8 protein-coding genes and 1 pseudogene are annotated in these 12,524 nt (G+C 37.9%); 6 read left to right on the top strand and 3 right to left on the bottom strand.

Translation table 11 applies throughout. From position 1 onward, the window contains the following. Nucleotides 1–216 precede the first annotated feature (216 nt). Nucleotides 217–2,862 carry a DEAD/DEAH box helicase gene (locus BWI92_RS12340; protein WP_095163568.1) on the top strand — a complete coding sequence of 882 codons (2,646 nt, stop codon included), beginning with the start codon at nucleotides 217–219 and terminating at the stop codon, nucleotides 2,860–2,862. After that, nucleotides 2,841–3,122 (top strand): AAA domain-containing protein, encoded by a 282-nt coding sequence (locus BWI92_RS28840; RefSeq protein ID WP_409024750.1) that lies wholly within the window; start codon nucleotides 2,841–2,843, stop codon nucleotides 3,120–3,122. Before BWI92_RS12340 ends, BWI92_RS28840 begins: the two co-directional genes overlap by 22 nt. A 159-nt stretch (nucleotides 3,123–3,281) precedes the next feature. On the opposite strand, the gene BWI92_RS27305 is transcribed toward BWI92_RS28840, so the two are convergent. Beyond that, entirely contained in the window at nucleotides 3,282–3,458 is a 177-nt protein-coding gene (locus tag BWI92_RS27305) for a hypothetical protein (protein WP_176464407.1), read from the bottom strand. On the opposite strand from BWI92_RS27305, the gene BWI92_RS12330 reads away from it, so the two are divergent. From BWI92_RS12330 to BWI92_RS12320, 3 genes are all read left to right on the top strand, one after another. Further along, nucleotides 3,438–7,010, top strand: a complete 3,573-nt coding sequence (locus BWI92_RS12330; protein WP_095163566.1) for a response regulator — start codon at nucleotides 3,438–3,440, stop codon at nucleotides 7,008–7,010. The two genes, BWI92_RS27305 and BWI92_RS12330, sit on opposite strands and share 21 nt — an antisense overlap. A gap of 137 nt (nucleotides 7,011–7,147) precedes the next feature. After that, nucleotides 7,148–7,576 carry a DUF6526 family protein gene (locus BWI92_RS12325; RefSeq protein WP_095163565.1) on the top strand — a complete coding sequence of 143 codons (429 nt, stop codon included), beginning with the start codon at nucleotides 7,148–7,150 and terminating at the stop codon, nucleotides 7,574–7,576. A gap of 137 nt (nucleotides 7,577–7,713) precedes the next feature. Further along, complete coding sequence (locus BWI92_RS12320; protein WP_095163564.1) at nucleotides 7,714–10,266, top strand: family 20 glycosylhydrolase; 2,553 nt, start codon at nucleotides 7,714–7,716, stop codon at nucleotides 10,264–10,266. A 276-nt stretch (nucleotides 10,267–10,542) separates the two neighbouring features. Here the strand turns inward: BWI92_RS12320 and BWI92_RS12315 are convergent, their stop codons facing one another. Then, nucleotides 10,543–10,932: a DUF1398 domain-containing protein gene (locus BWI92_RS12315; protein WP_095163563.1), complete on the bottom strand. Its 390-nt coding sequence runs from the start codon at nucleotides 10,930–10,932 to the stop codon at nucleotides 10,543–10,545. Between the two features lie 157 nt (nucleotides 10,933–11,089). Then, entirely contained in the window at nucleotides 11,090–12,085 is a 996-nt protein-coding gene (locus BWI92_RS12310) for a nucleoside hydrolase (RefSeq protein ID WP_095163562.1), read from the bottom strand. A 124-nt stretch (nucleotides 12,086–12,209) separates the two neighbouring features. Here BWI92_RS12310 and BWI92_RS12305 point away from each other — a divergent pair. Further along, nucleotides 12,210–12,524, top strand: a pseudogene (locus tag BWI92_RS12305) (hypothetical protein); the annotation flags it as partial.

Below are 12,524 nucleotides of genomic sequence, written 5' to 3'. Positions count from 1 at the left end.
TTGTTGGATATGAGATTGTTACCTTTAAAAATAACTTCGAACCGACTTTTATGGATGTAATAGATTGATAACTAATGCTTTGCAATCATTTCTCCTAATTCTACACTAAAACTAAATACTGATGGACGCAAATTACTTTGTTCTGATACACTTTTCACTTTGCTTCTTAGCCTTTACCTTTGTTTTCTTATTTCTTACCGAGGACTACAACCAACCATGATTGAAAAAAAATTATTAGCATACTGGAAAACGTGTTTGGCGCAAGCCATGAAGGCAAATATTGATGTAGAAGTAAACGAAAAGCTTCGTTTTTCTGCCGATGTCTGGCGCTTGGGAATGATTGATGAACAAGTATGCGAAACATTTTTTCAGGAACAAGAAAAAAAACGCAACCACGAAAAAGGTATTCGCTCAGACAAAGATCCCAAATGGGAACGTCCTGAAGTGCTACAGTTGCTGGTTGCGCCTTGCTATCTTGAACCCCAGCGAGAGGAGCACCTATTTTTTACACCAAAACCTATTTATCCTTTTTGGTTTCCGATTTTACTTCATCGCGGAGGTCACTTTTCGATTGTGGATGAATACTTTCCAGTAGTTCCTCGTGAATGGATGAGTCCAGTGGGGAATGAAGATACTGATTTCGTTTTCTGCCAATTAGATTCGCTCGAAGAACTTTTATCCAAAGACAGAAATACTTTTTTACGTTGGGAAAATTATGTAGAATATCTCGAAGAAAGCTTTTTCGCTTTGAGAGAACAATCCATAGAAGAGTTTTCTGAGGACGATTATCGTGTGGTTTATGAAACTACGATTGTTGTTCCCGAAAAGGATATGCAAGCGGGCGCCGCCATTGTATCCTTGTATGAGCACCTCGAAAATGCCAAGCAATTACCTTCTTTACTGAAGGATATGATTGGATTGAAGGAACAAAAAAAGCTTACCTCTCCCGTAAAAATTGCTCAATGGTTAGAAACTCATTTACAACATTTGGGTCAAATGGGCGGTGCTTTTCCCTTGAGTATTTCGCAACGAAATGCCTTGGCAACGCTCAGCCTAGAACGTAAATCGAGTGTATTTGCGGTAAATGGCCCTCCAGGAACTGGTAAAACAACCCTAATTCAGAGCATTGTTGCCAACCAAGTAGTGCAAACTGCCATTCAAGGACAAGACCCTGCGATTATGTTGGCTTGTTCTGCCAATAATCAGGCTGTGTTGAATATTATTGAGAGTTTTAAACCGCAGCGCGCCGAACGTTTTCAGGATTTGCAAGATCGCTGGCTGCCTGATTTGGAAGGATATGCTACCTATTTGCCTGCAAGAAATAAAACCGAAAAAGAACTCGTCCATATCAATTATATGAAATTGGACGATTCGGGGCTATTTGCTCGGCTGGAAGAAGAGGCCTATGTCGAAAAAGCTGAAAGGTATTTCCTCAACATGGTCGAGCGCTATACACACAAGCGAACTGATGATATTTCGGAAGCTTATTTTTGGTTACAAACTGAGATTAAAAATCTCCAAAAATCACTCGAAGAAGGCAGGATTTTATGGAAAATCGTTTGTGAAAAAATGGCAGAATTTACCCAGCGATCAATAGACCCCAAGCACTGGGCTGATTTGGAAGAAAATCAGGATTACTGGTTAGCCATCGAAAATAGCATTGAAGACCAACTGTATCATATTCAGGCTACTGCCAGACCGATGATTCGACAAACGGTTTTGAATTTAGAACCACTAAAAGATACATCCAGAAGTCGTTTAAAAAGTTTTTTTGAAACAAAATTAAAGTTGATTCAAGAAGTCATAAAAGCTTGGGCTATTTGGGAAAAATGGAAGCGTCAGTACGGTATTTTTTCGAATCCTTGTACAGATGAGGAAAAAGTTTGGGAAAAGGATTTTTTGAAACTCCGACAGTTTAATAGTCGTAATCAATATTTTTTTGATGAAGTAGATACTCAAATTAGATATAAAGCCTTTTTGTTGGCAATCCATTATTGGGAAGGACGTTGGATAGAAGCTATCTCCGACCAGCTCAAAAATGAGTCGCCCAACAAAGGGTTGGCTGGTCGTAAACTTATGTGGCGTACCCGTGCCATGCTTACACCTTGTTTTGTAAGTACCTTTTTTATGGCGCCTCGTTTTTTCTCTTATCTCAAATTTGCAGGAGAAAATGAAGACGGGAGTAAAAAATGGGAAACACCACCCATGTTAGAATTTGTTGATTTTCTAATCGTTGATGAAGCAGGACAAGTAAGTCCAGAGGTGGGTTTAGCAAGCTTTGGTTTGGCCAAACAAGCTGTCATCGTTGGTGATATTCAGCAAATTGAGCCAGTTTGGAATACTATTTTTAAAATAGATTTAGGGAATTTACTGAAAAACGAATTGATTGAAAATGAACAAGATACGTTTTTAAGCAAGTTGCAAGAAAGAGGTTTTACAGCGTCCAGTGGCTCAATTATGAAAATGGCTTTGGAAGCGACAGACGTTTTTGATCCGATTAGTGAACAAAAGGGAATTATGCTGTTGGAGCATCGTCGTTGTCATCCTGCCATTATTAGCTATTGTAACGATTTGGCTTACAAAGGACTTTTGAAGCCTATGAAGTTGTCTAATGTCTCCCAACAAATTTTCCCTCCAATGGTATTGCTAGACCAACCAAGTACTTCGACGGTGAGGAATAAGGAAAGATTTAACGAAGAGGAGGCGGACGAAATTTGTCGTTGGTTATTGGCTAACAAAGGTACTATTGAAAGGCATTATACGGAGAAAGCAAAACAATATAAGCGCATTGAAGAGTTAGTTGGCATCATAACACCCTTTAGAGGTCAACGAAAAATTTTATACAAAAAACTAAAAAAATAGGGATAGATACTCACCTCATGAAAATAGGCACGGTTCATGCTTTACAAGGTGCAGAGAGAGAAATTATTTTGTTTTCTCCTGTATATGCCCCAGACGATGCAGAAGTATTCTTTTTTGATAGAAAAAATCGTCCGAATATGCTAAATGTAGCTGTATCAAGGGCTAAGAGTAGTTTTGTAGTGATAGGGAATGCTGGGGTTTTTCAGAAAAATCCAACTGCACCCTCAGGAAAACTCTATCAGTATCTTTCCAAAATTTAACTTTTTTGCTTTGCTTATAGCGGATTGGTTATGAAGTGAAAACTGAATTATGTTGAACTTTGGAATGAAATTTTTGTGTCAAATAATGGAGTGTGACTATTTTTTCAAGATACCTTACATTTGAAAATTAATAGCGCTTGCCTTTAGTAGAAAATTTTGTTAATCAAATGCGTCCAAACGAATGGCTTTTTCGTAGATATTACCTAAGCAAGATTTCGTAATCATACAACCACTAATACCTCGATACGAAATTTTCGAATGGGCTTTTTCAGCACCGTATTTTGTTAACCAATACACTTCGTGCTTCAAATCTATATGAATCAATTCAATCAACATAACGACACTCATCTGACTTCAACTACAGGATTTTCAGAGTTTGTCTATGAGTTTTTTATTAAAGATTTATGGACTTGCTCAATTAATAATCTTGATAGCTTTTGGTTTGCACCCCAATTAGTCAAATTTTTGGGTTATGAGAGTGTGCAAAATTTGGCTCATCATCCCGAAGCATTCCATCCTGAAGATAAAGAAGAATCTAGAATATCTTTAAAGCAGTTTGTTGAAACCCTACAACCTGTGCTTGTTTTGGAGTTTAGAGCCAAACATTTTTTTGGTGATTTGATCTGGATACGAGCAAAATGTGGTTGGAATGACAATGCCGATGAAAAGGAAATCATTGTTCACTTCGAAAATATTACTTCCCTCAAAATTCAACAAAAAATCCAAACGAATTTAGTACTCACGAGTCAGTGGGGAGACAACGAAGGACAATTACAGTTATCCAAAGAAATCGTTACAAAAAGTAGCCAAATGGCTAGCATTGGTGCTTGGCAAATTGAGTTGCCTGGCTATCAAATGAAATGGACGAAGGAAGCAAGAGAGATATTGGAAGTACCTGCCGACTTTGACTTGGATGTGGAAGGTAGTTTGAGTTTTTATAAGGAACCAAGAAGTAAATCTATTTTATTTGAAGCGCTCAAGTCAACAGTAGAGACTGGTATTCCATTCGACATAGAACTAAGTATTGAGACTTTTACAGGTAATAAAAAATGGATACGAATCATTGGAGAAGGAGAATTTGAGGGGAAAAAATGTAAAAGACTTTACGGTACTTTTAAAGACATTACCAAAGAAAAAGAAAGTGAAGTTGAAATTAGAAATGCCAATAAACTCTTTAAAAAGCTTTCTAATCAAGTTCCAGGCGGATTATACCAGCTAAAACGTTACAACAATGGGCGTATGACCATTGTGTATTGTTCAGAATCTTTATTTGACTTGTTTGAAACTTCGGTAAAATATAAGGAAACCAGTTATGAGGAGGCTTTTTCAAGAATTCATACCAAAGACCTAACAGGTTTACTGGGAGCTATCGAAGAGTCCTATCAAACGTTAGGAGTGAAATCTATTGACTTTCGTTTGGTATTACCTCAAAAAGGCAAAATTTGGGTACGTAGCGAATCCACACCAGAACGTGTGGATGATGGGGTAATTTGGCATGGTTATTTACACGATATTACTAAACAAAAAGAAGCAGAATTAGAGATTGTTCGTTCGGAAGCCAAGTTTCGTGCTTTGTATGACTCCACGAGTGATGCGGTTTTGGTACTTTCTCAATATAGATGTCTTGATTGTAATCCTGCAGCTATTCGACTTTTCGGAGCTAAATCAAAAGAATCTCTTTGTCAAAAATCGGCGTTAGATTTGTCTGCCAGTTTTCAAAAAGATACTGAAAATATTGCCGAAACGCTGAATGAACATGTGTTACAATGCCTTCAAAATCAAAACCATCAATTTGAGTGGATTTGTCAGAAAGAGGATACTGATGAAACCTTTTTGGCAGAGGTTTTATTGTCAAAACTCAATATTGAAGGTGAGCAATTGATTCAGGCGGTGGTGAGAGATATTACTTCTCGTAAGCAAATAGAGCAACAATTGCACAATGCAAGAGAACATGCCGAGGCAGCGAGTAGAGCCAAATCTGAATTCTTGGCAAATATGAGTCACGAAATTCGGACGCCACTCAACGGTGTGATTGGGTTTACTGACTTATTAATTCGCACGGGTCTGAACGAAATGCAGAAGCAGTATGTGTCAACAATTCATCACTCGGCACATTCACTGTTGGATGTTATTAATGACATTCTTGATTTCTCTAAAATAGAAGCAGGCAAACTCGAACTTTCATTTGAACATATCGATGTTTTCGAATTAGGAAGTCAGGTGGTGGATTTAGTAAGCTATCAAGCGCATCAAAAAGACTTAGAGGTATTGCTTCATATTTCGCCTGCTATTCCGAGATACCTGAATGCAGATGCAGTGCGTTTAAGACAAATTTTAGTCAACCTTTTGGGCAATGCAGTTAAGTTTACCCATCATGGTGAGATAGAGTTAAAGGTAGAACTTGTGGAGGCTGTAGAGCTCAATCATAATATTCTTAGGTTTTCGGTAAGGGATACAGGTATTGGAATTGCGCAAAAAAATATTGTGAAAATTTTTGAGGCCTTTTCTCAGGAAGACGCCTCGGTTACGAGAAGATTTGGTGGAACAGGTTTAGGATTAACAATTTCAAATAAATTGTTGTCCTTGATGGGTAGTCAACTACAATTGGAAAGTGAATTGGACAAAGGAAGTACGTTTTTCTTCGATGTGGCTTTTGAAAGTTATGAAGATGAAAACATTGCCTTTGATTTACAAGGTACCTTCTCGCACGTGTTGGTGGTAGATGATAATGGAAGTAACCGTGCCATTTTAGAAGAAATGCTGGGTATATCTGGTATTTATGCCAAATCTGTTGAGTCTGGTACAAAAGCTATCCAATTCTTGAAGGAAAAACCAGAGGATGCTGAGCTGATTATTATGGACTACCATATGCCTGAAATAGACGGCTTGGAGACCATCAGAATTATTCGTCAAGAGCTAGGTTTGGATATGCCAATTATGCTTTTACATAGTTCTTCAGATGATGATTTCGTCATTAAGACCTGTGAAGCTTTGAACGTTGGAAAGAGAATGGTGAAGCCAATTACCATTCATAAGCTATATGAGGCAATACTTCAAATAAGTGGACGTTCTAAGGATAATAGCCTTAATTTTGACAGAGTAAATAATGCCAATAATCTGATGAAATCGGGTGATTACACAATTCTGATTGCAGAAGATAATAATGTAAATATGTTTTTGGCATTGACTGTCCTAAAGGCTGTGCTACCAGATGCACATATTATCACGGCCGAAAATGGACGAGAGGCCGTTGAGATGTACGAAAAACACGCACCTAATTTGATATTGATGGATATTCAGATGCCTGAGTTGAACGGCTATGAAGCGACCCAAATTATTCGAAGTAAAGAATTTATTAAACACACCCCAATCGTTGCGCTCACAGCAGGTACAGTTAAGGGCGAGCAAACCCGATGCTTAGAGGCTGGCATGGACGATTATATAATGAAGCCATTCGTGAGGGATACCCTCGAACGAGCGCTAAAAAAATGGCTCAAGATAGAACAGAATATGAATAATCCAATTGAAACAGCCTTACTTAGTTCGATTGATACCCAACATTTAGATTTTGCCGATTTGTCTAAAAGAATGGGAGAAGACCCCGAACTTGCTAAAGAGGTACTAGAAATGGTATTGATGCAGTTTGAAACTATTACAGGTCAATTCCAAACGCTAATTGATGATGGTAACCTAATTGCGCTCAACAAACTAGGTCATAAAATGAAAGGGACTGCGCTTTCGGCAGGGATGCGAGAGCTTGGTACCAAGGCAGGAAAAATAGAAAGTTTAAAAGTATTTGATAAGGAAAAATTTAACGAGCTTTTAAGCGAGTTTGATGCTGAAATTGAAGTAATAAAGCCGCTCATTTATCAGATTCTTAATGGCTAAAATAAGCATTCTATTGCAAGGCTATCTCCAAAAGAGATAGCCTTTTTTATTTGTATGCTCTGGTCTGTGAATTTTTGTTTTCAATCGGAAAGTCTTTAAGTTTGATGTACAAAAATCATTTTAACAAAATACCACCCATGCAAGAACAAAATTTTCAAAATCATTCCAAGTATGTAATTGGTTATCATGTCATTACCTCAGTATTGCTTCTTGGTGCCCTAATCACTGCGATTATTTATACTGTAAAAAATATTGGAGAGAAGACATCGCTATCCCTGACGCTTCTTTTGACTATTAGCGCGCTTTTAGGGGTGTTTTGGTACGCAAGAGTTTTTGCGTTACGTGCACAAGATAGAGCCATTCGAGCAGAAGAAAATTTGCGCTACTTTGTACTGACAGGCAAACTTTTGCCATCAAATTTGCGAATGGGACAAATTATCGCCTTAAGATTTGCACCTAACGAGGAACTAATAGCCCTAGTCGATCGCGCAACGAAGGAGTCTCTTTCTGCCAAAGATATCAAACAAGCTATTCAAAACTGGAGGCCAGATTATCACCGAGCGTAAAATATTACTAACGTGTTAATGCCCAATGAGGTAGATTAATAGTTTGAATATATCTCTCAGAAAACCATAAATTCATTTTGCCGACAGCCCAATAGAACCATTTTATTTTACCCAATTTTTCAATTCTATAATTACATATGAAAAAAATATCAATGACTTGGCTGCTTTTTTCGCTTCTATTTACGATGTGTATAGAAGGAAAAGCGCAAAAAAAGGTACCTCTTTTTAATTCGGAACAACTAGAGATTTCGTGGAAAGTTACCGATAATGCTTTTGAAGGAAAGAGACAGTATGTCTCTGTTTTTACCCTAAAAAATACAGGCAAACAAGCACTCCCAAAATCAGGTTGGAGTTTGTATTTTAACTATATCCGAGATATTGACCCTAATGCTATTTCATCAAATGTTTCGATTGAGCATGTCAATGGAGATATTTTTAGATTGAGTCCCAAAGCTAATTTTGCTGGCCTTGAAGCTGGGAAGACATTAGATATTAGCTTTATCTCTTCCGAAATTTTTGTCAATATTGCTGATGCACCATTTGGCTTATATTGGGTCAACGAGCAAAAGCCTGAGGAAGGAAAAACGATTCAGAAATACAAAGTAATTGCTCCTACAGAGGATAAAGTTGGCTATTTGACCTCTGCACAATTGTATGAGAAAAATACCTTAATTCATCCACTCAATGCTAGTGATTTGCCCCCGATTTTTCCAACGCCACAATTTTATCAAAAAAGCAATGGAAACTTTGAGGTAAATGCCACAACTTCTATGGTTGCACCCTCAGAATGGCAACATGAAATCAATTATTTTCAGGAGGATTTGCAAAAGGTTTTAGGTAAAAAATTATCAGAAACTTCTCAGGCAAGTACCAATGCAATTGTATTTAAAAAGCAAGCAGACTTGGCAGAAGAAGCATATCATTTGATTGTTGCTCCAACACAAATCACCATTAGTGCTTCAAGCAAAAAAGGAGCTTTTTATGCTATTCAATCGCTTAAGAACTTATTTCCTGTGGCAGTTTGGAAAAATAGCGTGGAAAAAATCCAGATTCCATGTTTGAAGGTAGAAGATGCTCCTCGTTTTGGTTTTAGAAGTTTGATGCTGGATGTGGCAAGAAATTTCCAAAAACCTGCCGAGCTAAAGCGAGTTTTGGACTTAATGTCAACCTACAAACTAAATGTACTGCATTTACACTTTATCGACGATGAAGGCTGGCGATTAGAAATCACTGGTTTACCTGAATTAACAACAGTCGGTGCCAATCGTGGACATTCCTTAGATAGCAAAAACTTTCTTCCTGCATCATTCGGGGCTGGTCCAAATGTTGGACAAAGTTCAGGAAGTGGTTTTTATAGCAGAGCCGAGTTTATTGATATCTTGAAATATGCCACCGAGCGACATATTCAAATCATTCCTGAAGTGGAATCTCCTGGGCATGCCCGTGCTTCTATCAAAGCTATGGACGCTCGATATGAGAAATATAAAGCGCAAGGAAATATGGAAGAAGCCGAAAAATATTGGCTTCGTGACCCAGATGACAAGTCACAATATCGTACAGCTCAACTTTGGACGGACAATGTTATTTGTGTAGCTCGTCCATCAGTGTACACTTTTCTCGAAAAAGTAACCGACGAAATTATTGCTATGTACAAAGACGCTGGCGCACCATTGACAACTATCCACTTTGGTGGAGACGAAGTGCCTGCTGGTGTTTGGGAACAGTCACCACTTTGTCAGGCGTTGGTAAATGCAGACCCAACGGTTGACAATATCGATGATTTATGGTATTACTATTTTGGGAAAATCAACACATTCTTGAAAAAGAAAGGGCTGTTTTTGTCTGGTTGGGAAGAAATCGCCATGCGTAAAACGCAATTGATGGGACAAAAAACGATGATTCCTAATCCTCGTTTGGCCAATGAAGGTTTTCAGGTAAATGTTTGGAATAATATGATTGGTTGGGGTAATGAAGATTTACCATATCGCTTGGCAAATGCAGGCTATAAAGTGGTCTTATCTTGTGTCAGCAATATGTATTTTGATTTGTCATACCAAAAAACTTACGAAGAGCCTGGCTATTACTGGGGTGGTTTTGTGGATGTTGATAAGCCATTTTATTTTATCCCTTTTGATTATTTCAAAAATTCAACAGAGGACAGAAGAGGAAATCCGATTGAGCAAAGTTATTTTATTGGTAAAGACAGACTAACAGATTTTGGGAAAAGTAATATCGTAGGCATACAAGGTTTGCTTTGGAGTGAAAATGTTAAGTCACCAGAAAGATTGGAATATATGTTGCTGCCAAAAATGCTAGGATTGGTAGAAAGAGCTTGGGCTCCTGACCCTCAATGGGCGCAAACTGCCGATACTCAGTTGTCCAAAAAGCAATATCAAGAAGCTTGGAATGTGTTTGTAAATACGATTTCGCAAAGAGAACTTCCTAAAATAGAGGCATTATCGGGAGGCTATCAGTTTAGAATTCCTACGGCTGGTGCAAAAGTGGAAAATGGTAAGGTATATGCCAATATCCAGATGCCTTCATTTGAAATTCGCTATACTATAGATGGAACCGAACCTACAGTACAAAGCAAGTTATACACTGAGCCAATTTCGGAGAAAGGAACAATCAAATTAAAGGTGTTTACTCCTAATGGAAGAGGAGGGAGAAGTATCGAAATTAAAAATTAATTAGCTCGTATTTAGGGAGTTATTCGTTATTAGTATATCGGTGAATGGAATAATTTCAGTGTCAGAAGGGTGCCTAATTTAGACCTTTTTACTGAATTTTGTAAAACAGTTTTAAACTGTTGAAAAAGTGAGTCCAAGACTGAGTCTTGAACTAGGAACTTCAATTTTGTCTAGTGACAGATAAATTCTAGCTGTAGATATACGATGCTTTGCGTCTCTACAGCTAGAATATAAATTTTAGAATAATCAAGCAGCCACTCAAATAGCACTTTTCTATTAGCTAGGAATCGTTTCTACCAAAATCTGATTTCCTTTTTTGTCGTAATATATGCAAGTCATATCTTCAAGTGAGACAATCCATTTTTCAATGCCAGATTTGGCACAATCTTTACAAAATTGGAAATAATCAGTTTTGCCTGCTTGATGCGCTTTGAGGTCTTCTGCAAAAATGCTCGGAGTACATTCGTCTTCAATTACTAGAGCATCGTAAACAGCCTCAGACGAGGTTTCGAAGTTATCCTTACCCCAGTAGTTCGTATGGCTATCAAATACCCAAGTTTCAAAGCCTACAACGCCGAATGACTTGATTTCTTGAATGTAGGATGGAAATTCTGCACCAGATTTTACCTTTGCATGTGCTTCTTTGATTTGTTTTACCGTAAACATAATGTTTTGTTTTAAGTTTGATAGCACAAAATTCAGCATTTGATTTTTCCAGAAATTGTAAAAAATCGTTGATTTTAGGTTTTTGGAGACCTATTGCCAAATAATACTGCATTAATTCCCTGTGACTATGAACTTTTAGCTTACTGCCTATCGTCGATTATTTATTCATCTCTAATTTGGCCAAAAAGTCACTAAACATCAAGTAGTTATCAATTTGAGTATAAACACGAATATTTCTTCCCTCGTGATTATATTGATATTGTCCATCCGAATTGATTTTTGGAGCCTGTTTTACCGCATAAAAACTCGAAGATGGATCAGCTTCAAAATAAGATTGTAGCGCAGTAAAAAGCACTAATGGGCTATCGCCCAAAATATATGTTTCGCCAATGCGCCCAACGCGACTCATGAGCCTATGGAGTTCCTTGTACAAATATTCCCCTAACTTACCTTGAGGTTTGACTTTAGTCACCAAATGCGAATAGGGAAACAGCGCCTGACGATATACGTTTCTTGGAATTTGCCACAGTTTTACCGCCGTTTTGTTAAAGACAGCCATGGCAGCCTTTGGGTCAATATTGAGGTTATATTCTACTTTTGAATAACCAGGAGGTGGTAACGCAATATCGGAATGTTCTGGACCACCAATCCAAATCAAGGTGATTTTATCCGCAATTTCGGGCTTTGTTAATAGCGCCGAAGCTATCTCTGTGAGCCCTGCGCCACAAAGTACATAAAGAGGTTGTTTAGTGTCGGTGCGCAATGCTTCGTTGATAATCAAATCTACACCAGCACTTTTTACAGGCGTATTCTCGTCAGTCATACCTGTGTTAGAGCCTGCCACTACAGCCAATTTTTCTTCCAAATTCATGATTTTCAGCAGTTCTTTAGCTTTTTTTGCTGCATTTTCGGCTTGTGTGGTAGAAGGATCAAAACCATCTTTTACACTCAAATGCGAACCAATAATTCCACGAATTTCAACCGACGGCGATAACAATAAGTGCGCCATTTGAAACAGTCCATCGGGGTCACCACTAAAGTCATTGTCAACGATGACACGCATACGAGGTTTGATTTCTGAGGATTGCGCCCAAACTATATTTTGGTAAAAAACAGCGCAGAGTAGCAAAATAATAAAAGGGATTTTTTTCATCGATTAAAAAGGTTTTATTGCCAACTTAAATTTTACTCGACCCGAGTGTTTTCTTGTGATTGGATAAAAAAGCGAAAAAGCTGATTTTTGTAGTTACGACACAAACAAAAAAACAGCTTTTTCTGTGGCACAGAGTCCATCTACAAATATATATGAAATACTTAGAAGCTTAGGCATTGTCAAGCATAAAAAGCGACAGGAGTTTATTTGTGATATAGTAGAAGGTCTCATAGAGAGTCGTTCGGTACATTTTTCACAGATAGCAGCCAAGATAAAAGGCAAAGCCAAAGTCGCCTCTATAGAGCGAAGGATACAAGATTTTTTTCAAAAGGTATCCTTTGATTATTTACAGTTGGGAGTATTCTTCATGGGTTTTGTGCCACACCAACGAGTAGTAGTCAGCATAGACCGTACGGAATGGGATTTTGGAGGCACTCAA

This window comes from Flectobacillus sp. BAB-3569 (genome assembly GCF_002270355.1).
GTDB classification, from domain to species: Bacteria; Bacteroidota; Bacteroidia; order Cytophagales; family Spirosomataceae; genus Flectobacillus; species Flectobacillus roseus.
This window is presented reverse-complemented; position numbering and strand designations above follow the sequence as displayed.

Bases quoted from the DNA above. Each gene is read 5' to 3' on its own strand.
- BWI92_RS12340 (WP_095163568.1), top strand. From the start codon at position 217: ATGATTGAAAAAAAATTATTAGCATACTGGAAAACGTGTTTGGCGCAA.
- BWI92_RS12330 (WP_095163566.1), top strand. From the start codon at position 3,438: ATGAATCAATTCAATCAACATAACGACACTCATCTGACTTCAACTACA.
- BWI92_RS27305 (WP_176464407.1), bottom strand. From the start codon at position 3,458: ATGTTGATTGAATTGATTCATATAGATTTGAAGCACGAAGTGTATTGG.
- BWI92_RS12325 (WP_095163565.1), top strand. From the start codon at position 7,148: ATGCAAGAACAAAATTTTCAAAATCATTCCAAGTATGTAATTGGTTAT.
- BWI92_RS12320 (WP_095163564.1), top strand. From the start codon at position 7,714: ATGAAAAAAATATCAATGACTTGGCTGCTTTTTTCGCTTCTATTTACG.
- BWI92_RS12315 (WP_095163563.1), bottom strand. From the start codon at position 10,932: ATGTTTACGGTAAAACAAATCAAAGAAGCACATGCAAAGGTAAAATCT.
- BWI92_RS12310 (WP_095163562.1), bottom strand. From the start codon at position 12,085: ATGAAAAAAATCCCTTTTATTATTTTGCTACTCTGCGCTGTTTTTTAC.